Annotated in this window: 21 protein-coding genes; 9 read left to right on the top strand and 12 right to left on the bottom strand. The window is 61.1% G+C overall.

Going from position 1 to position 20,183, the window contains the following annotated elements:
* Positions 1 to 46 precede the first annotated feature (46 nt).
* The 8 genes from ABNT42_RS20000 to ABNT42_RS19965 all read right to left on the bottom strand — a co-directional run bounded on the left by ABNT42_RS20000 (position 47) and on the right by ABNT42_RS19965 (position 7,020).
* The gene (locus tag ABNT42_RS20000) at positions 47 to 523 is read right to left on the bottom strand and encodes a hypothetical protein (RefSeq protein ID WP_348699940.1); all 477 of its coding nucleotides are present in this window, start codon (positions 521 to 523) and stop codon (positions 47 to 49) included.
* A gap of 108 nt (positions 524 to 631) precedes the next feature.
* Positions 632 to 2,794, bottom strand: a complete 2,163-nt coding sequence (locus tag ABNT42_RS19995; protein ID WP_348699938.1) for a sodium-translocating pyrophosphatase — start codon at positions 2,792 to 2,794, stop codon at positions 632 to 634.
* Between the two features lie 236 nt (positions 2,795 to 3,030).
* Entirely contained in the window at positions 3,031 to 3,687 is a 657-nt protein-coding gene (gene adk / locus ABNT42_RS19990; protein ID WP_348699936.1) for an adenylate kinase, read from the bottom strand.
* Positions 3,688 to 3,950: 263 nt separating this feature from the next.
* Complete coding sequence (gene kdsB / locus ABNT42_RS19985) at positions 3,951 to 4,703, bottom strand: 3-deoxy-manno-octulosonate cytidylyltransferase (RefSeq protein WP_348699934.1); 753 nt, start codon at positions 4,701 to 4,703, stop codon at positions 3,951 to 3,953.
* A 3-nt stretch (positions 4,704 to 4,706) separates the two neighbouring features.
* Positions 4,707 to 4,883 (bottom strand): Trm112 family protein, encoded by a 177-nt coding sequence (locus ABNT42_RS19980; RefSeq protein WP_071651656.1) that lies wholly within the window; start codon positions 4,881 to 4,883, stop codon positions 4,707 to 4,709.
* A complete protein-coding gene (gene lpxK, locus ABNT42_RS19975) occupies positions 4,864 to 5,952 on the bottom strand; it encodes a tetraacyldisaccharide 4'-kinase (protein WP_348699932.1) in 1,089 nt (362 codons plus the stop codon). The genes ABNT42_RS19980 and lpxK overlap by 20 nt, the downstream gene beginning before the upstream one ends.
* Before the next feature lie 18 nt (positions 5,953 to 5,970).
* Positions 5,971 to 6,405, bottom strand: coding sequence for a biopolymer transporter ExbD (locus tag ABNT42_RS19970; protein WP_348699931.1), 435 nt, complete (start codon positions 6,403 to 6,405; stop codon positions 5,971 to 5,973).
* Positions 6,406 to 6,414: 9 nt separating this feature from the next.
* Complete coding sequence (locus ABNT42_RS19965) at positions 6,415 to 7,020, bottom strand: MotA/TolQ/ExbB proton channel family protein (RefSeq protein ID WP_348699929.1); 606 nt, start codon at positions 7,018 to 7,020, stop codon at positions 6,415 to 6,417.
* A gap of 999 nt (positions 7,021 to 8,019) precedes the next feature.
* Between ABNT42_RS19965 and xseA the strand changes: the two genes are divergently transcribed.
* Positions 8,020 to 9,375, top strand: a complete 1,356-nt coding sequence (gene xseA / locus ABNT42_RS19960) for an exodeoxyribonuclease VII large subunit (protein WP_348699928.1) — start codon at positions 8,020 to 8,022, stop codon at positions 9,373 to 9,375.
* On the opposite strand, the gene ABNT42_RS19955 is transcribed toward xseA, so the two are convergent.
* Positions 9,372 to 10,355, bottom strand: coding sequence for a glucokinase (locus tag ABNT42_RS19955; RefSeq protein ID WP_348699926.1), 984 nt, complete (start codon positions 10,353 to 10,355; stop codon positions 9,372 to 9,374). The genes xseA and ABNT42_RS19955 overlap by 4 nt on opposite strands.
* Positions 10,356 to 10,640: 285 nt before the next feature.
* Between ABNT42_RS19955 and ABNT42_RS19950 the strand changes: the two genes are divergently transcribed.
* The 8 genes from ABNT42_RS19950 (at position 10,641) to ABNT42_RS19915 (ending at position 18,207) form a co-directional block, all read left to right on the top strand.
* On the top strand, positions 10,641 to 11,621 hold the full coding sequence (locus ABNT42_RS19950; protein WP_348699924.1) for a substrate-binding domain-containing protein: 981 nt from the start codon (positions 10,641 to 10,643) through the stop codon (positions 11,619 to 11,621).
* A gap of 125 nt (positions 11,622 to 11,746) precedes the next feature.
* Entirely contained in the window at positions 11,747 to 12,325 is a 579-nt protein-coding gene (gene sodB / locus ABNT42_RS19945; RefSeq protein ID WP_348699922.1) for a superoxide dismutase [Fe], read from the top strand.
* Between the two features lie 209 nt (positions 12,326 to 12,534).
* Entirely contained in the window at positions 12,535 to 12,828 is a 294-nt protein-coding gene (locus tag ABNT42_RS19940; RefSeq protein ID WP_348699921.1) for a DUF4148 domain-containing protein, read from the top strand.
* Positions 12,829 to 12,891: 63 nt separating this feature from the next.
* Positions 12,892 to 14,340: an efflux transporter outer membrane subunit gene (locus ABNT42_RS19935; protein WP_348699920.1), complete on the top strand. Its 1,449-nt coding sequence runs from the start codon at positions 12,892 to 12,894 to the stop codon at positions 14,338 to 14,340.
* A 50-nt stretch (positions 14,341 to 14,390) separates the two neighbouring features.
* A complete protein-coding gene (locus ABNT42_RS19930) occupies positions 14,391 to 14,888 on the top strand; it encodes a MarR family transcriptional regulator (RefSeq protein ID WP_155434691.1) in 498 nt (165 codons plus the stop codon).
* 11 nt (positions 14,889 to 14,899) lie between these two features.
* Positions 14,900 to 17,068 (top strand): FUSC family protein, encoded by a 2,169-nt coding sequence (locus tag ABNT42_RS19925; protein ID WP_348699917.1) that lies wholly within the window; start codon positions 14,900 to 14,902, stop codon positions 17,066 to 17,068.
* The gene (locus ABNT42_RS19920) at positions 17,058 to 17,258 is read left to right on the top strand and encodes a DUF1656 domain-containing protein (protein WP_348699915.1); all 201 of its coding nucleotides are present in this window, start codon (positions 17,058 to 17,060) and stop codon (positions 17,256 to 17,258) included. The genes ABNT42_RS19925 and ABNT42_RS19920 overlap by 11 nt, the downstream gene beginning before the upstream one ends.
* A 31-nt stretch (positions 17,259 to 17,289) precedes the next feature.
* Complete coding sequence (locus ABNT42_RS19915; protein ID WP_348699913.1) at positions 17,290 to 18,207, top strand: efflux RND transporter periplasmic adaptor subunit; 918 nt, start codon at positions 17,290 to 17,292, stop codon at positions 18,205 to 18,207.
* On the opposite strand, the gene ABNT42_RS19910 is transcribed toward ABNT42_RS19915, so the two are convergent.
* From ABNT42_RS19910 to ABNT42_RS19900, 3 genes are all read right to left on the bottom strand, one after another.
* Positions 18,170 to 18,502 carry a hypothetical protein gene (locus ABNT42_RS19910; RefSeq protein WP_348699911.1) on the bottom strand — a complete coding sequence of 111 codons (333 nt, stop codon included), beginning with the start codon at positions 18,500 to 18,502 and terminating at the stop codon, positions 18,170 to 18,172. The genes ABNT42_RS19915 and ABNT42_RS19910 overlap by 38 nt on opposite strands.
* 20 nt (positions 18,503 to 18,522) lie before the next feature.
* The gene (locus tag ABNT42_RS19905; RefSeq protein ID WP_348699909.1) at positions 18,523 to 19,188 is read right to left on the bottom strand and encodes a thiol:disulfide interchange protein DsbA/DsbL; all 666 of its coding nucleotides are present in this window, start codon (positions 19,186 to 19,188) and stop codon (positions 18,523 to 18,525) included.
* Between the two features lie 76 nt (positions 19,189 to 19,264).
* On the bottom strand, positions 19,265 to 20,131 hold the full coding sequence (locus ABNT42_RS19900) for a cobalamin-binding protein (RefSeq protein ID WP_348700137.1): 867 nt from the start codon (positions 20,129 to 20,131) through the stop codon (positions 19,265 to 19,267).
* Positions 20,132 to 20,183 lie beyond the last annotated feature (52 nt).

Here is a 20,183-nt window from a genome sequence, read left to right as displayed (position 1 = left end):
AGCGAATTTTTCGACAGGGACGGAGAAAACCTGCGGGCTGTTTGCGCTAGCACTGTATCCACACGCCATTGCGACTGCACACCTGCCCTTGCGGTGTGATCACCATGCCGGGCGCGGCGTTATTCAGGCGTCCGCCCGCAGCATCGTTGCAGCCGCTGGCTGTGCAATTGTTCAGCGCACGCGGCGTGATCACAGGTGATGCGATGACAGGTGGTGCGCCAGTGGCGGGAGGCGCAAGCGTAGGCGATGCGGGCGAAGGCGCCAGCCGCATAGCAGGCAGCGGTTCGACTATTTGCGCAACGGGACGGCGCGGCATGGGCACCCGCGCCGGCGCCGTGCGACACGGTTGCTCGGCCAGATGCTGGCCATCGGCACTGAGCGTGCATACTGGCAGACGCGCATAGGCTGCGCGCTCGCTAGCGCTGTCGGCCGCAGGCTCCGACTGTGCGCCAGCCAGACTAATCCACGTAACCAGCATAGCTGCCAGCAGCAAGCGCTGCTGGCTGGTGAGCATCCGCATCATTCCCCTCCTCCGTCACTGCCGTCAGTTTCATTATTGGACAGCGCAACGACGAAGGATAGGGGGCGTAACAATTTCTAACGATACTGCGACTCACGACACTACTCAGGCTTACTTGACGGCAGCACCTTCCGTCGGTGCCGCCATCTGCGGTGGCGGCGGCGCATCGGCCCGCTGCATCATGGCCGCCGCAGGCGCGGCCACGGCAGCAACAGGCACTGCCGGCGTCACGGCCAGCCAGCCCGAAGCCGGCAGCAAGGGCACCAGCAGCAGCGCGACGATGTTGATGATCTTGATCAGCGGATTCACGGCAGGACCGGCCGTATCCTTGTACGGATCACCCACCGTATCGCCCGTCACGGCCGCCTTGTGTGCGTCCGAACCCTTGCCGCCGAAATGGCCATCTTCGATGTACTTCTTGGCGTTATCCCACGCGCCGCCACCCGTGGTCATGGAAATCGCCACGAACAGGCCGGTGATGATGGTGCCCATCAGCATACCGCCCAGCGCCGCAGCACCCAGCAGCATGCCCACCACAATCGGCACGATCACCGGCAATAGCGAAGGCACAATCATTTCGCGGATCGCCGACGCAGTCAGCATATCCACCGCCTTGTCGTACTCCGGTTTGCCCGTACCATCCATGATGCCCTTGATGTCGCGGAACTGGCGGCGCACTTCTACCACCACCGCACCGGCTGCACGGCCTACGGCTTCCATCGCCATGGCGCCGAACAGATACGGTATCAGGCCGCCGATAATCAGCCCCACGATCACCATCGGGTTGGACAGGTCAAACGTGATGCTCTTGCCGGCCGATTCCAGCGCATGGGTGTAATCGGCAAACAGCACCAGCGCGGCCAGCCCGGCCGAGCCGATCGCATAGCCTTTGGTCACAGCCTTGGTGGTGTTACCCACAGCGTCGAGTGGATCGGTAATGGCGCGCACGGATTCCGGCATGCCGGACATCTCGGCGATACCGCCCGCGTTATCCGTCACAGGGCCGTAGGCGTCGAGCGCCACCACGATACCGGCCATGGACAGCATGGAAGTGGCCGCAATCGCCACGCCGTACAACTGACCCAGCTGGTAGGAGACGAGGATGGCCGCGCATACGGCCAGCACCGGATAGGCAGTCGATTTCATCGACACGCCCAGACCGGCAATGATGTTGGTGCCGTGGCCCGTAGTCGATGCTTCGGCGATGTGCTTAACGGGATGGAAGTCCGTACCCGTGTAGTACTCGGTGATGTAGACCATCAGCCCCGTCAGCACGATGCCGACCACGGTGCAGCCCATCATTTTCATGCGCATGGCTTCATCCGGCCACACCTGCCACGTAATCACGGCAAAGCCGATCAGCGACAGACCGGCCGCCCACCACAGCCCCGTGTACAGGGCCGACATGATTTTCTTGCCCGGTTGGGCCTTGACCATGGCGCAGCCGATGATGGAAGCGATGATGGATACGGCCCCCAGCAGCAGCGGATACACGATGGCCGTGGTGGGGGCATTGACGATCAGCAGCGCACCCAGCAGCATGGTGGCGATCAGCGTCACCACATAGGTTTCGAACAGGTCGGCCGCCATACCGGCGCAATCGCCCACGTTATCGCCCACGTTATCGGCAATCACGGCCGGATTACGGGGATCATCTTCGGGGATGCCGGCTTCGACCTTGCCCACCAGATCCGCGCCCACATCGGCGCCCTTGGTGAAAATGCCGCCGCCCAGACGGGCGAAGATGGAGATCAGGGACGCACCAAACGCCAGACCGATCAACGGTTTGATCAGGTCATGCGGGCTCACGTTGGCACCCGCCGGATTGGCCGTCAGATAGATATAGAACAGCACCACGCCCAGCAGGCCCAGCCCCACCACCAGCATGCCGGTAATGGCGCCACCCTTGAAGGCAACATTCAGCGCTTCATTCATGCCCTTGGTAGCAGCCTGCGCGGTGCGCACATTGGCGCGCACCGAGACATTCATGCCGATGAAGCCGCAGGCACCGGATAGCACAGCACCGATCAGGAAGCCGACGGCGGTGCGCATGTCGAGCAAGGCGCCGATCAGAACGAGTAGCACCACGCCGACAATGCCGATGGTGCGATACTGGCGCGCCAGATAGGCGGCCGCGCCCTCTTGAATCGCGAGGGCGATTTCCTGCATGCGGGGGTTGCCCGCGTCCTGTCGCAGAATCCAGCTCCGCGACCATAAGCCATAAACCACGGCGATCACGCCGCACGCAACTGCAAACCATAGACTAGCTGCCATAGTGTCCCCTTATTGTTATTGAACAAGTCTACAAACCACACTCAGAAAACTGACGCCATCCGGATAGGACGACGCAGCCAACTAACCTGCGTAATGCATCACTTCAAAACGGGAGAGCACCGAGCGCTAGCTCTTGCCTGTAGGTCTTGCAAACAGGTCTAGCCTAAAGGGCGCGGCCTACGCATCCCTGCGCAGGCATAAAAAAAGCGGACACTCGGTCCGCTCTACTGTAACGCTTATTCTGCCAGCGCGGCAAATGCCGCGTCACGAATCTGTTCTACCGGACCCACACCGGAGATCTTCCGGTATTTCGGGGCACCTGGCTGGCCGGTGCTGGCCCAGTTGTTGTAGTAGCCCAGCAGCACTTCGGTCTGGTTGTGGTAAACGTCCAGACGTTTCTTCACGGTTTCCGCTTTGTCGTCGTCACGCTGCACCAGATCTTCGCCGGTCACATCGTCTTTGCCTTCGACTTTAGGTGGATTGAATTTGATGTGGTACACGCGGCCCGAAGCCGGATGGCTACGGCGGCCCGACATACGCTCGACGATGGATTCGTCCGGCACGTCGATTTCCAGCACGTAGTCGATCGCCACGCCGCTGTCTTTCATGGCGTCAGCCTGAGCGATGGTGCGTGGGAAGCCGTCGAACAGATAGCCGTTGGCGCAATCCGGCTCGGCCAGACGGTCTTTGACCAGACCGATGATGATGTCGTCCGACACCAGACCACCTGCGTCCATGACCTTTTTCGCAGCCAGACCCATTTCGGTGCCAGCTTTGATGGCTGCACGCAGCATATCGCCAGTGGAAATTTGCGGGATGTTGTATTTTTCTTTGATGAAATTAGCCTGAGTGCCCTTGCCGGCACCTGGTGCTCCTAAAAGAATAAGACGCATGAAAAATTCCTAAAACAGATATGGATATGGGTGATGTGGAAACAGTAGATCTGCTGCAAGTCTGACTATCGTACGCAACTTACCACAAAACCTCGTCTCTACGCCAATTTGTGACAGCTAAAACCGCTCTTATGGGGCGAATCCGGGGCGGGGAGAGATATTCCGTATGAATATCGCACCACCGTCCGTAGTTATAACCGATACAACTGACGATTGCCTGACGCTGTGGTATGGCACACAACAGCGCCAGGCTCGGACGGGTTTTAGTAGAACTGGCGTACCCGGGCCAGATCTTCCGGCGTATCGACACCGGCAGCCGGTGCCGAATCCGTCACGTGGACGGCAATCGGGTAGCCATGCCACAGCACGCGCAACTGTTCCAGCGCTTCGATAGATTCCAGTGGGGAAACATCGAGCGTCGGGTAAGCTTGCAGGAAATCGTTACGGTAGGCGTACAGACCGATATGACGCAGCGGCACATAGCCGGCCGGCAGCGCACTCTGGTCTTTAGCGAACGCATCGCGGTGCCATGGAATGGTGGCACGCGAGAAGTACAGTGCACGGCCTGCTTTGTCCAGCACCACCTTCACCACGTTGGGGTTAAAGGCATCGGCCGCATCATGCAGCGGGTGGGCGCAGGTGGACATGGGCACGTCGGCATTGATGCGGGCCGCAGCAGCCTGCAGCAGTGCGGGATCGATCAGCGGTTCGTCGCCCTGCAGATTGACCACCACGGCATCGGCTGGCAACGCCAGCGCACGCGCCACTTCGGCGATGCGGTCAGTGCCGGAGGGGTGATCGGCGCGGGTCATGCACACTTCTACGCCATGCTGTTCACAGGCAGCGCGGATATCGGCATGGTCGGTGGCGACGATGATGCGGCTGGCACCGGCCAGCGCAGCGCGTTCGGCCACGCGCACCACCATCGGTTTGCCACCGAGGTCGGCCAGCGGTTTGTTGGGCAGTCGGGTCGAAGCCAGACGTGCCGGAATGATGACGATGAACGGTGCTGCCACCGCTTATTCCGCCTTATCCTGCAGGGTGCGGGCTTCGTCGGCCCACATGATGGGGATGCCATCACGGATAGGGAAAGCCAGACGGTCACCTTTGCAGATCATTTCCTGCGCCTTTTTATCGTACTCCAACGGGCCCTTGCAGACAGGGCAGACCAGGATATCAAGCAAACGAGCGTCCACGACATTTCTCCACGATTTGAGCGGCCAGCGCGGCATCGATGCGCGCCGTGACCGGGACAACCCACAAACGCGGATCATCTCTGAGTTCTTCAATTTGCGCACATTTTACTGCATCCTTCTCCGTCATCAAGATCAGATCGGCCTCCAGTGCCGCAAACGGCCGGTCGAGAAAATCGTGATGATCGGGCAGCGGCAGTTCCTGCACTTGCAGGCCAGCCGCTTTCAGCATGCTGAAAAAACGCGCCGGATTGCCGATGCCGGCCGCCGCCACCACCCGCAATGCGGGACGGGCGGCCAGTTCGGCCAGCGTAGTGCGCTGCTGGCGGTTGCACAGCTGTTCGGCATAGTCGCCGGCCAGCACCATCTGGTAGGCGGCGCCGTTGGCACCGGCACTGGCCTGCAGCGCAGGCGTCAGTTGCGGCGCGTTGATGACGGTGAAATCGCGCCGCCGGCTGACGGGCTCGCGCAGGGGGCCGGCCGGCAGCAGCCAGCCATTGCCGGCACCACGGCCATCGAACAGAATGATTTCTACATCGCGCTGCAGAGCGTAATGCTGCAGGCCATCGTCAGTCAGAATCAGATCGAGTTCGGGATGCAGCGCCAGCAGCGCGCGCCCTGTCGCGGCGCGGTCGCGCCCCACCATCACAGGGCAGGCGCAGCGCTGCCAGATCAGCAGCGGTTCGTCGCCCACCTGCGCGGCCGTGGCACTGCCATCCACCAGTCGCGGTGCCGTATCCTTGCTGCCATGGCCGCGCGAAATCACGCCGGGCCGCAAGCCAGCCGCCTGCAGCGCCTGTACCAGCCAGATGGTCAGCGGCGTCTTGCCAGTGCCGCCAATGAAGATATTCCCCACCACCACCACCGGCACGGGCAGTCGGCTGGACTTCAGCACACCGGCACGGAACAGCGCAGCGCGCACGCCACTGATTAGCCGGAACAGCAGCGAGACAGGCCACAGCGCGCAGGCCAGCGGGCCGCGCTTGAGCCATGCGCGCGTCAGACGCGCTTCCAGCGCAGATCCGGACGGTGCCGGCACTGCCGTTACAGGCTGAGAGGAAGGAGAATTCACCGCCACCGACGCTTGCGCTTACTTAGCCGCACCGGTTTGGGCGGCAAACGTGAGTTTTTCGTAGCCGGCCACGCGCGCTGCTTCCATCACGTTCACCACCATTTGATGCATGGCAAACTGGTCGGCATTGACGATCACGACGGGCGACTGGCCCGCTGCCCCGCCCTGCGCGGCCGTATTCTTCATCGCTTGCGCCAGTCCTGCCACATCACGGAAGGAGATCGGCTGCTGGTTGATGGTGTAATTGCCCTTGGCATCCACCGTCACGTTGAGTTCGAACGGTTTCTCCGTAGCCTTCTGCGCGTCGGCCGTCGGCAGGGTAATCTGCAGTTCGGTGAACTTGCTGTAGGTGGTAGACACCATCAGGAAGATCAGGATTACCAGCAGCACATCGATGAAGGGAATCAGATTGATTTCCGGATCTTCGCGGCGCTGGCCTTTGCGGAAGTTCATGCGGTGTCCTTACTTGCGCTTGCTGTGGACAATATCGACGAACTTCACAGCCTGCTGTTCCATCTCGATGATGAAGCTATCGACCAGCGCGCGGAAATGGCGGTAGAACACCAGTGCCGGCATGGCGATGGCCAGCCCGAAGCCGGTGTTATACAGTGCCACGGAAATACCGTGCGCCAGCTGGGCCGGATTCGAGCCGGTAGCATTCTGTGCACCAAAAATCTCGATCATGCCGACCACCGTGCCGAACAGCCCCATCAGCGGGGCCAGCGTGGCGATCGTGCCCAGCGTGGTGAGGAAGCGTTCCAGCGTGTGCGCCACGCCGCTCCCCGCTTCTTCGATGGATTCCTTCATCACTTCGCGCGGCGACTCGATATTGCGCAGCGCGGCAGCAAACACCACACCCAGCGGTGAATTCTGCTCCAGCTTTTCGATGATGTCCGGCGTGACCTTGCCGTTGCGGTACACCAGCACGACGTCGTCCAGCAGCTTTTTCGGCAGGATCTTGCTACGGCGCAGATAGAGCAGCCGTTCAATGATGAGCGCAGTGGCAACAATCGAAGCGGTCAGCAATAACCAGATAGGCCAACCGGCCGCTTGTAAGATGGCGAGCAAAACAGACTCCTGAATAGATGAACACCCGAAGGCGCAATGTATCTTGTTGGGACGTACTCGGCAAGTGGCTGGGCGCCCACGCCCGAATGGCACTTATCCCCGCCTGTGAGTTCTTCACATTTTCTGTGGACAATTGTGTGTGCAATACCGTACAGCCAATGCTAAGTCATTGATTTCAATCGATAAAATTATCAAGCTCAAAAATAGCGCAGCACACCCGAGACTTCCGCCCTATCGGTATGCAAAAGTTGTGCCCATATTCTGTTGATAAGATTGTGAGCAAGGCATGGGGTGGGCAGTTAACTCATTGATTTCAATCAATATAGTTCTCCTGCGCAAAATTCCGGCACGGGGCAGACTATGGGGTGAAATCATTGCTATCCTGATATTTTTTAGCCCTGTATGGGGACAACTGTGCAGTTCTGCACAAATTATGTGGATAAGATTGTGCGCAAGGCTGTACGCCACAGCTAAGTCTATTGATTTATAAGGATATTTTTTTCAAGCTCAAAAAATAGGCAGGCAAAAAGCAGCCAAAACACCCCGCTGCGCTGTGTACTTCTACACACTTTGTGTGGATAAGATTGTGCGCAACGGCAGATGTTATTAGGCAAGTGTTTGATTTGGAAGAAAATTCTATGCATGCATAAAAATAATGCAGAGACGACATCTGCGCAGTTCTGCACCGCATGGGGACAAAATTTGCCGGATAGTTATCCCATCGGTGGATTTCTACACATTTTTTGTGGATAACTTTGTGCGCAACCACCCGTGACTTATGCAAAGCACTTGATTTATAAGGATTTTTTACCGCTGCACAGGAATTTAGCAGGCAGATTTTCTGTTTAAAATCAGTGCCATACATGCAATATCTAGCGCCAATTATCGCGTATGACGGCCGTATGACAGTTTTCCCGCCGTGTGGATAGCTATACACAGGCGCTGACGCGTTAAAATCCCGCTCTACCGGATTTTCCGCCCCTGCCGGGCATGCCCACTATGAATTCTGCCGATACTAGCGCCCCGCCTAGCGCTCCCGTCATCAGCGTCAGCGCCCTGAATCAGGCCGTCGCGCGCCTGCTCGAGCGCTCCTTCCCGCTCACATGGATCAGCGGCGAAGTGTCCAACTTCACCCGCGCCAGTTCAGGCCACTGGTATTTCACCCTCAAGGACGATGCCGCACAGGTGCGCGCCGTGATGTTCCGCGGCCGCGCCCAGTACGCCAATTTCATCCCGCGCGAGGGCGACAAGGTGGAAGTGCGTGCGCTGGTCACGCTGTATGGTGCACGGGGTGATTACCAGATCAACGTGGAAGCCATCCGCCGCGCCGGTGTAGGCTCGCTGTTCGAGGCCTTTCTGCGCCTGAAGGAAAAGCTGGAAGCGGCCGGTCTGTTCCATCCCGAGCGCAAGCGCCCGCTGCCCGTGTTCCCCCGCACCGTGGGCATCGTCACCAGTCCGCAAGCGGCAGCACTGCGCGATGTGCTGACGGCGCTGCAGCGGCGCGCGCCCCATGTCAACGTGGTGCTCTACCCTACTCCCGTGCAGGGTCAGGGCGCCGGCGAGAAAATCGCCGCCGCCATCGATACCGCCTCGCTGCGCAATGATTGCGATGTGCTGATCGTCTGTCGTGGTGGCGGCAGCATAGAAGATCTGTGGGCTTTCAATGACGAGGATGTGGCCTATGCCGTGGCCAACTGCCGCATGCCGGTGATTTCCGGCGTAGGCCACGAAACCGACTTTACCATCTGTGATTTCGCCGCCGACCTGCGTGCCGCCACGCCCACGGCCGCTGCCGAACTGGCCGTTGCGCCACGCGCCGACTGGGTGGCCGAGTTACGCTCGCATGTGATTGATCTGCGCCGCGCCATGCGCCGCACGGGCAGCGAAGCAGCGCAGACGCTGGATAACTACAGCCACCGCCTGCTCAGCCCTGCCGCACAGATCCGCCAGCAGCGCCTGAAACTGCAGGCGCTGGCCAGCACGCTGACCCATGCCAACCGTGCGCCCGTGGCACAGGCGCGCTACCAGATGCAGCGTCTGGCCGACCGGCTGGCGGCCCGTAAACCCGATGTGACGGCGCAGCGCACCCGGCTGGCCAATCTGCAGCACCGTGCCACGCTGGCGCTGGCCACGCAACTGGGCCAGCGGCGCGAAGCGCTGGCCGCATGGTCCTCGCAACTGGCGCTGCTCAATCCCCAGCGTACGCTGGAACGGGGCTATGCCATCGTCAGTGATGAACAGGGCAGCATCGTGCGCGATCCGGCCCAGCTTAAGGCAGCCAGCAGCATCAAGGTGCGCGTCGCCGGCGGCAGCGCGCAAGTGGGCGTGGCGTCAGTCCAGCCGCTGGAGAATTAAACGGCCGACAGCATGGCCGACATGCCGATCAGGGTAGGATATTTTTCCGTGATCACCAGCGTGGGGATGTGCGCCAGATAGTCGGAGAAGCGCCCCTTCTGTTCGAAGCGGGCGCGGAAGCCGGAGCGCTCGAAGAACTCCAGCATGGGCGGCACGACGCGGCCGCCGATATAGATGCCGCCTTTGGCGCCTAGCGTCAGTGCCACATTACCGGCGACCGTGCCCAGCATCTCGCAGAACGCCAGCAGGGTTTCTTCACACACGGGACAGGTGCGCGCCAGACCCCGTTCGGTAATCTGCACGGCATCCAGATCCTGCGGTGTGATGCGGGCCCGCTCGGCCAGTGCACGGTACACCAGCGCCAGCCCCAGCCCCGATACCAGCCGTTCGCTCGAAACGTGTTCATGATAACGCCGTGCATAGCGCAGGATCTCGATTTCGCGCTCGTTCATGGGCGCAAAAGTACTGTGCCCGCCTTCGCTATCGATGGCGATCCAGCGCTCGCCCGCCGGCACCAGCCCCGAAACGCCCAGCCCCGCATCGGCGCCCACCAGCCCTATCATGGCACCGGCACGCGCTACGCCGCCGCCGATCTGGTGACGGTGCGCCGCATCGAGATACGGCAAGGCGCTGGCCAGCGCCTTGAAATCATTCACCACCACCAGCGACTTCAGGCTGAACTGGGAGCACACGGCTTCGATGGAAAACGACCAGTGGTGATTGGTCATGGTGACCCAGTCGCCATCGATGGGGTTGGCAATGGCAATGCCGGCATAACGCGCCTGATAGCCGCCCGCCGCCACCGTGGCTGGCTGCGACAGATAGGCCACCAGTGCTGCCCCCAGCGTGGGATAGACCGCGCAATCGGTCTCCCACACGGCAACGATGCAATTAGGCGCCGTTTCCAGTGCAAAACTGGCGCGCGTGCCGCCTACGTCAGCCAGCAGACGGGGGGAGTGGTGATGTGCGACGGTCTCCATGCAACTTCCTGTTCTATTTCTACGGGTAGGCGGTTCTGCCTGTATTGCCCTTATAGTCAGCGATTATATGCCAGAGCGAGCTTGAAAACGATTTCAAAGTGCTTTTCAGGCCTTAAAGTCAGCGTTTTCTAAGCCTGACGAAGTAGCAGCCCGACAATTGCCGGATAGCTCAGAGTTTTGTGGTAATCTTGGCGCGAAAAGGTTTTCACGCACCGCACTTCCCTATCCACCGCAGCAGGACACACCTTGGCAGACAATACGCGACACTCCGGCCCTTCGACTCTGATGGATGTAGCCCGCCTGGCGGGTGTTTCGCCCAGTACCGTTTCGCGCATCCTCAATGGCACCGCCCGGGTTTCGGACGACAAGCGCGACGCCGTGCTGGCTGCCATCGACAAAGTGAAATTCGCGCCCAACCAGATGGCGCAGGGCCTGAAAAAAGGCCGTTCGATGACCATCGGTATCGTGGTGCAGGATATTTCCTCGCCCTTCTTCGACGAAACCCTGCGCGGCGTCGATGACGGCCTGAAAAATACCGGCTATGCCTCGGTGATCGTCAGTGGCCACTGGGATGCCGAAGAAGAAGCCGACCGTATTCGCCTGCTGCTGGCACGTAAAGTCGACGGCATCATCCTGCTGTCGGGCCGCATGTCGGACCAGACCGTACTGAACTTCTCCACCCAGCGCCCCATCGTTTCCACGGGCCGCGCGTTGCATACGGCGAGCGCCTTGGGCTTCAAGCTCGATAACGAAGCGGGCGCCTATCTGGCCGTGCACCATCTGATCGAACTGGGCCACCGTCGCATCGCCTTCATCACGGGGCCGGCCAACAACATCGACGCGGGCGAGCGTCTGGCCGGCTACACCCGCGCCTTGCAGGAAGCCGGTATCGCGCTCGACGACAAGCTGATCGTGGAAGGTAATTACCACGAATCGAGCGGTATGCTGGCCATGAACCAGCTGTTCGACAGCCACCAGCAATTCACCGCCGTATTCGCCGCCAATGACCTGACCGCCTACGGCGCGCGGCTGGCGCTGTACCGCAAAGGCATCCGCGTGCCGGACGATATTTCGCTGGTCGGCTTCGACGATCTGCCCGGTTCCTCCTACACCACGCCGCCCCTGACCACGGTGCGTCAGCCGCTGTACGACATCGGCCGCATCGCTACGCAGGCGCTGCTGCGCATTATTAACGGCGAAGCGGCGCGCGGCGAAGTACCGCCGCTGGAGCTGGTGGTGCGCGAGACCACGCGGCGGGTGCGCTAGCCTTGGGCTTTTAGCCACACGGAATTGAGGGCTTTCCTGCAGCGAAAGCGCTTCCGCTTTACAATGCTGGACGTTTCGACAAAAATCACCCCGGTTTTAACACAGCAACCATTAAAGGAATAACAATGGAACATACTCTGCCACCTCTGCCCTATGCCATCGACGCTCTGGCGCCGCACATCTCGCAAGAAACGCTGGAATACCACTACGGTAAACACCACCAAACGTATGTGACCAACCTGAACAACCTGATCAAAGGTACCGAGTTCGAAAACCTGTCGCTGGAAGAAATCGTCAAGAAATCGTCGGGCGGCGTGTTCAACAACGCAGCTCAGGTGTGGAACCACACCTTCTACTGGAACGGCCTGACCCCGAACGGCAAAGGCGCACCAGAAGGCGCGCTGGCTGACGCCATCAACGCCAAATGGGGTTCGTTCGACAAGTTCAAGGAAGAGTTCACCAAGTCGTGCGTCGGCAACTTCGGTTCGAGCTGGACCTGGCTGGTGAAAAAAGCCGACGGTTCGCTGGACATCGTCAACACCTCCAACGCTGCGACCCCGCTGACCACCGATGCCAAAGCGCTGCTGACCTGCGACCTGTGGGAACACGCTTACTACATCGACTACCGCAACGTCCGTCCTAAATATGTTGAGACCTTCTTCAAGCTGGCCAACTGGGACTTCGCTGCTGCCAACTTCGCCTGATCGCCTTCACGCGACAGCAAAAAAGGGAGCCTCGCGCTCCCTTTTTTTTCGTCATCTACCCAAGCTGCACCGCCTCCCCTCGCCTCACAAAGAAAAAAGCTATTGCTGCCATAGAAAACAATTACTTTACAAATGTACTATTCATCACTATAGTTTACTCATCCCGACTCGCTAGGAGCATCAAGCTGAGCACTATCAGCAAACAGTTGTTGAGCGCGGCCGCTACTGCCGCATTCGCTATCGCCGCTACCGCCACTACCGTCACCAGCGCTTTCGCCCAGACCAGCGCACCGGCTGCCAAGACTAGCACTGCCGCGGCAGCAACCAGCACCGCTACGGCGCCTGCCGCTGTCAGCGGCGCGCTACTGGCTAGCACTCAGCCTGCCGCGCTGACGCGCGAACAAGTGCAGGCGGCCTATCTGGAAGCGCGCAAGAACGGCACGCTGATCGAGACGGAAGCCGATCTGGACGTCGCCCAGACCCGCAAGCACTACGCGAAATAAGCCGGACTGCCACCAGCGCCAGCCGCCAGCTCCACTGACTCGCCACAGCCTGCCGTGATCAGCATGAAACCCTCACGCTTCGTAGCCGCCCTGCCAGCGACGGTCGCCGCCAGCCTGCTCGCGCTGCTGGCCGGCTGCGCACCGATGCAGGCCGCACACACACAGGCCACGCCGATTAGCGTCACCACGCTGGATGCAGGCAAAGCGATCCGCGCGGCGCGCGCCGATGCCGAGTGGCCCAGCGAGCACTGGTGGGAAGCGCTGCACGATAGCCAGTTGAACCGCATCGTCGCCAGCGCACTGGCACAGCAGCCGACGCTGAAACTGGCGCAGGCCCGTGTGCGGCAGGCCGCGGCACTGGCCGGTATCACGCAGGCCGCTACCCTGCCGCGCGTGGATGCCAGCGCCAGCGCCGAGCGTCAACGCTATTCGGCCAACAGCACCGTGCCGCCTCCGCTGGCTGGTAACTATGCGTGGAACGCCAGCACCGGTGTATCAGCCAGCTACGACCTCGATCTATGGGGACGCAACCGGCAGGCGCTGACCGCTGCACTCGATGATGTGCAGATCGCCTCGGCCGAAGCCCAGCTGGCGCGCCTGACACTGGCGGCAGCCATCGTCCAGAACTACATCCAGCTCTCGCTGCAGTACGCACTGCACGACAGTGCCGAACAGAGTCTGACCCAGCGCCAGCGCCTGCTCGATATCAGCCGCCAGCGCCAGCACGCCGGTCTGGCCAGCGAACTCGATGTACGCAGCATGGAAACCACGCTGGCCGCCGGACGACGCGAACTGGAACAGATAGAAGAATCCATGGCCTTGCTGCGCAATCAGCTGGCCGCCCTTTCAGGCAAAGGTCCGGGCGACGGTGATGCGATCGCCCGGCCGGCCCTCATGCTGACCGCTAGCCCGGAAGCCGCACTACCGCCGCAGCTACCGGCAGAACTGCTGGGCCACCGGCCCGACATCGTCGCGCAGCGCTGGCGCATCGAAGCAGCCAGTGCCCGCATAGGCGCGGCGCAGGCGGCGTTCTACCCGAACATCAACCTGAGCGCTTTCGCTGGCCTGCAGTCGCTGGGCTTGCGCCATCTACTGGACGGCCACTCGGCCATGGCAGGCGTGACGCCGGCTATCAGTCTGCCCCTGTTCGATGGCGACCGGCTGCGCAGCCAGTTGCAGCAACAGGGCGCGCTCTACGATGGTGCAGTGGAACAGTACAACGCCAGCATCGTACAGGCGCTGACGGAAGTGGCCAACGCGCTGGTACGCATCAATTCGGTGCAGGCGCAGCAGACGCTGGCGCTGCACGCCGTGGCGGTGGCAAAACGCCAGCAGCAACTGGCCGAACAGGCTTACCGCGCAGGTCTGAGCGACGCGCAAAGCGCCATCAGCGCACAACTGGCCGTGCTCAATGAGCAGCAACAGCAGGCAGTCGTGGCAAGCAAACAACTAGAGAACTACACATTGTTGATGACAGCGCTAGGTGGCGGCATAAAACTGGAATTGCCATGATATAAAAATTGTACAATCGGGACTTCTATAAGATAGCAGAGGAGTAGGCAATGAGTAGTTTTGCAGCGACCACAAAGCGCCTGAAAAACATCCATGCCCGCATGCCGGAATTCCCGGAAGATTTGATGCGCGTACTGCGCATGACTTACCACATCCAGAAACGGATGAAGGACCTGAGCAACGCGGCACTGCGCAAATATGATCTGGTGGACGCCAGCTATATGGTGCTGGCCGTGCTGTATGGCTCGGAAGATGAAACCTCGACTGCTTCCACACTGGGCGAAGCCTGTATGGAAAAGCCGGCCAACCTGACCCGCGTCTGCAACGATCTGGAAGCGCAAGGCCTGATCACCCGTGGCAACCGCCCCGGTGACCGTCGCTGCGTGATGATCAAACTGACGGACACGGGACGGGCGCTGGTAGAAAAAGTGCTGCCCGAAGTGTATGGCACCACCACCCGCGCCTACGATGGCTACAGCCCCGTAGAACTGAAACTACTTGAAGATTTGCTGCGTAGGCAGCTCAACAATCTGGAAGCGCTCACCTAGCGCATACACATATGAACCCTGCCCCCGCCGCTGCCACTAGCAACACTTCAACAGCAGATCAGCGCGGGGCAGGCGCCCAACTGGCGGCGTGGCTGGCGAGCGAAAGCCGCTACTGGTTCAACAGCGAAGGCGAGCGCTGGATCTTCGTCGCCCGCACCCTGCTAGCCTGCTACTGCGCCTTGTGGCTGGCGTTCCGGCTGGGACTCGATGCACCATACTCGGCGCTAGCCACTTGCATGATCCTCGCCTTGCCGAATAGCGGCATGGTGCTGGAAAAAGCCTTCTACCGTTTTCTCGGCACACTGGTCGGCTGCGCGGCCGCCTTGCTGCTGATGGCCCTGCTGCCGCAATCCCCCATCCTGCTGTATCTGGGCGTGGCGCTGTGGATCGCGCTGTGCACCAGCGGCGCCGCCATGCACCGCAACCAGCAATCCTACAGCTTTGTCCTGGCCGGCTATACCGCCTGCATGATCGTAGTGCCCGCCATCGACGCGCCTGAACACGTGTTCAATCTGGCCGTCACCCGCGTGACGGAAGTGGGGCTGGGTATTATCTGCGCTGCCGTCATCCACGACGTGGTATTCCCGCGCCGCCATGCGCGCAATGTGATGCGCACCGTACAGAACCGCTACAGCAGCTTCATTACCTTCTGTACGCAGGTGCTGGAGCAGCGTCTCACGCCCGCCGAAACGGAGCTCACCCACCTGCGCTTTGCCGCCGATATCGCCGCCCTAGAATCGGGCCGCGCTGCCGCCTTCTTTGAAGCCGGTGATGGTCGTGCACGCACGCGTCAGCTGCACGCTTTCAATGCCGCCTTCATGACCGTGCTGACTACTTTCTACACGCTGCACCGGCTAATCCACCGCCTGCATGGCGCCGCCCCCGAACACGCACAAAGCATACTGGCACTGGTGCAGCCTATCCACAGCCATCTGGCCAGCGCCATGGCGCAGGATCTGACACCGCAGCGCGTGGCGGCCATGCGTAGCCAGCTGGCCAGCGACACGGCGGCCGCCCGCTACCAGCTCACCCAGCTATCGGCACAGCACCCGATCGCGCGTGCCCAGCAGATCGACTTCGATACCACCATCGAACTGCTGGAACGCTATGTGCGCGACCTCGGCGAGTTCATCACCATCTACCGCGGACTGACGCAGGAAAAACGCCAGCTAGTCAGCGATCCCGGCGCCTACACACCGAAAACGCCACGCGCCATCGTGCTGGCTAGCGGCGTGCGCGCTGCCACTACCCTGCTGGTGACCGTGGCGGCATGGTACTGGCTGGCGTGGCCGCAACTGGGCAATGCCATCGTCATTGCCACCATCTTCTGCGCGCTGGCCTCGTCCTCGCCGCGCCCGACCGCCATGATCAAGCAGGTGCTGATCGGTTTTGCCATCGCCGCCCCGCTGGCCTTCATCACAGAATTCTTCCTGCTGGCGCGCGCCAATGATTTTGTCACACTGGTGCTAGCGACCATGCCGGTGCTGGCGCTGGGTGCCTATCTGCTTAGCGGTGCACGCTGGGCCGGTGCCGGCATCGGCATCTGCATGTTCTGCGCCACTCTGCTGATACCGTCCAACCTGATGCACTACGATATGGAAAACTTCATCAACAGCGAACTGGCGCTGCTGCTGGGCGTGGTGGTGGCCTACCTGATGTTCAGCGTGGTGCTGCCCGAGCACACCATGGGCCAGCGCGACCATGTGGCGGCAGCGCTGTGGCGCGAAGCGGCGCGCGCCTGCAAGGCGCCCATGTTCCATCTCAAGCGCCGTTATGACAACCGCGTGCGTGACCTGCTTAGCCAGTTGAATGCGGCGGCCGGCCCGGCCCCTGGCGCCGAAGTGCGCGCCATCGTCAGTCAGGGTCTGACCTTGCTGGAACTGGGCCACGCCATCATCGACCTGCGCCACTATCTGGCGCAGGCGCCAGCCGGTGTCGCACGGTCGGCACTGCAGGCGCTGGTCAGCCAGCTGGCCCGCTATTTACAGGCGCCCGACCACGCCAGCGCCGACGCCACCTTGCAGCTAACGCTGGCTACCGGCTCGGCGGTCCGTGCCGAACTGGCCAAGGCAGCGCCCGAGCAGCAGCTGACGCTGCAGGCCACGCTGCCCGATCTGCACGCCATCTACACATCCTTGCAAGACCAGCTCACTACAGGAGAAGCCCGCCATGCCCCGTGAAATCGATCTGTTCGGCGTGCTGATACCGGGCGTGCTGCCGGTCTTCCTGATCAGCATGGTGCTGCAGGGCGTGCTCGATCATGCGCTCAGCCATCTGGGTGCCTACCGCCATAGCTGGCATCCGGCGCTGGCGCGATTGTGCCTGTTCGTCTGCATCTTCAGCGCCCTGCTGATCACCCTTTACCAGTAATCCGCCACCTCCCTGCCCCCGAGAGCCTACCTTGAACGCATCCCGTATCTTCCGCTACTTCCTCACGCTCATTCTGTTGAGCGCCGCCCTGTGGATGGGCCGCTCTGCATGGGACCACTACATGGCTTCCGCATGGACGCGCGATGGCCGCATCAAGGCCGATGTCGTCACCATCAGCGCGGATGTAGCCGGCACTGTCACGGAAGTGCTAGTGCACGATAACCAGCTGGTGCAGAAGGGCGACATCCTGTTCACGGTCGATCAGGCGCGCTACCGCAATGCGCTCACGCAGGCGCAGGCGCTGCTGGCCGCGCAGCAGGTGGAACGGGGCCGGCGCAACAAGGAGGCCAGCCGCCGCGCCGCGCTGGACAGCGCCATCATCTCGGCCGAGAGCCGCGAGAGCGCCGCCTTTGCTGCCGATACAGCCAGCGCCCAGACTCAGGCAGCACTGGCCGCACGTGCACTGGCCGAGCTGAATCTGGAACGCACCGTGGTGCGCGCCCCCGTCACCGGCTATGTCACCAATCTGAATGTGCATGCGGGCGATTTCGCCGCGGTGGGCGCAGCCAAGCTGGCGCTGATTAACGCCGCGTCGTTCTATGTGGTGGGATATTTCGAGGAGACCAAGCTGCCGCTGTTGAAAACCGGCGATGCGGTGGAAATCCAGTTGATGAGCGGCGCTAGCGCGCTGCATGGCCATATTGCCAGCATTGCCCACGGCATTACCGACCGCGATGCCAGCACGGGGCGCGAACTGCTGGCCGATGTCAATCCGACCTTTAACTGGGTGAGGCTGGCGCAGCGGGTGCCGGTGCGGATTGCACTCGATGCACTGCCGCAGGGGCTGGAACTGGTGGCAGGCACGACCTGCACGGTGATTATCCGTACAACGCCAGTGCCTGCGCAACCGTCTACTTCTCGGGGCTCAGGTGGGTCAGCGCATAGCTGACGTGCTGCCACCAATGCTCGCGCGACTGCACGCTGCGCAGGCATTTTTTGTCGATCTCGCCTTTGAAAATGGGATCGGCGCACTGCTTGGTAGCCAGCGCATTGCGCTGGTTTTCTGCATTACTCAGCGCCAGCGTAAGCCAGACTACCAGCGCCAGTGCTACGGCCGCCAGACTCCACGCCAGATGGTTGATATACGCCCATTCGAACAGGTTTTCGATGGCTGGTGAAGACTCCTTATAGATCTTCATTACCTGCCCTTCGACTGCTTTCTGTTCGTCGCTGATGTCTTTCATACTTCCCCCGTCAGGTAGGCTTATTTCTTCGCCGCGCGTTCTTGCAGCGACTTGGCGATCAGGCTATCGGCCACGGCAAACATGGCAGCGTGGGCCGCTGGTACCGAAGTCAGACCATGGCCAGCCACGGCTGGCGACGTGGTGTAATGACCATCGATCACGATGGCAGGCACGCTATCGAGCTTGTACAGATTGGCCATCTGCACGCCGCGCTTGATGCGGGTTTGAACGCCAAACGAGTTGAAAGTTTCCAGATATTTGGCTTTGTCGATGCCGTTTTTCACCACGAAGTCCAGCACCAGCTGGTCGGTATTCAGGCGATTACGTTCGACGTGAATCGCACGGAACAGCTTTTCGTGCATGCCGTTACCCAGCGCATTCATGGCTTCCAGCGTGTAGAAAGCCTTGGCCTGCGCATCTTCACCGAGGTGCATGCGGCGGAACACGATCTTGTCGCCCTGCTTTTTCACCCAGTCGGCCAGTGGCACGTCCAGCGCGTTGCAATGCGGGCAGTGGTACATAAACACTTCCAGTACTTCGACTTTCTTGCCCGTGTCCGGGCGGCTAGGCGCGTTCACGGTATTGTAGTCCAGACCGTCTTTGAAATCGGCCGCATAGGCGCCGCTGGCAGCCGCCATGAAGGCAGCAGTGGCTAACAGGGGACGCAGAAAGCTCAGGAAACGCATAGTAGTCCTTGTTCAAGATAGGTGGCAAACGCGGGGAGATTACCACCTTTTTCTCTGCGCGCAAATTAACTGAAGATTAAGGCTTGCTGGCGGGGCGGCGCTGGCGCGCCGTTTCCAGTTTTTCGCACAGCACGGCAATGCCATCGGCGATGCGCGGGGTGGCGCGCACCAGCAGTTCGCTATCAAGCATGAACAGATTGCCGCGCCTGACAGCCTCCAGCGCCGTGACTTTGCGCCAGATCTGGATGCCCGCTTCGGCATCGTGGCGCTGGCCGCCGATGATGGCTTCGGGATTAGCCTTCAGCACCGCTTCGCTGCTCACATTCGGTGCCGGCACGCGCTCATCGGCAAACACATTCTGGCCGCCGCAGACGCGCATGGCGTCGCTGGCGATATGCTCGCCGTTCAGGGTGTAGATGGGCTTTTCCCAGATCTGGTAGAACACCCGCACCACCGGTCTGGCTGCATAACGGGTGCTCAGCGCGGCAATCTTCTGGCGGTAATCCTGCGCTGCGGCCTGCGCCACCGCGTCGGTGCCCATCAGCTGGCCGAGCCGGGTCAGGCTGGTAGCAACCTGCTCCAGTTTTTTCGGTTCGCTGTAGAACACCGGCACGCCGAGACTTTTCAGCTGTTCGATCTGGCGTGCCGTGTTCCCGCTCTGCCACACCACCAGCAGATCTGGCCGCAGTGCCAGCACCCGCTCCAGATCGATCTGCGCATCGCTACCGATCAGTGGCAGGCGCTTGGCTGCTTCCGGATAATCACTGAAGTTCATCGCGCCCACTACCCGCTCGCCGCCGCCAGCGGCAAACAGCAGCTCCGTAATGTGCGGTGCCATGGCAATCACGCGCTGGGCTGGTTTGGCCAGCGTGACGGTATTACCGGCATCGTCACGCACGGTGATGGCCGCCTGCGCGGCGCCAGCGGCCAGCAGGCCGGCCATGGCACCCAGCAGCGCCAGCTTGCGGAAGTAAGCGCGAGTCTTCATGGCTTAG

Origin of the sequence: Duganella fentianensis, assembly GCF_964031615.1 — a bacterium.
In the GTDB taxonomy this organism is placed as follows: Bacteria; Pseudomonadota; Gammaproteobacteria; order Burkholderiales; family Burkholderiaceae_D; genus Rugamonas; species Rugamonas fentianensis_A.
Note: the sequence above shows the minus strand (reverse complement) of the source record. Positions and strands in the feature narration are given on the sequence as shown.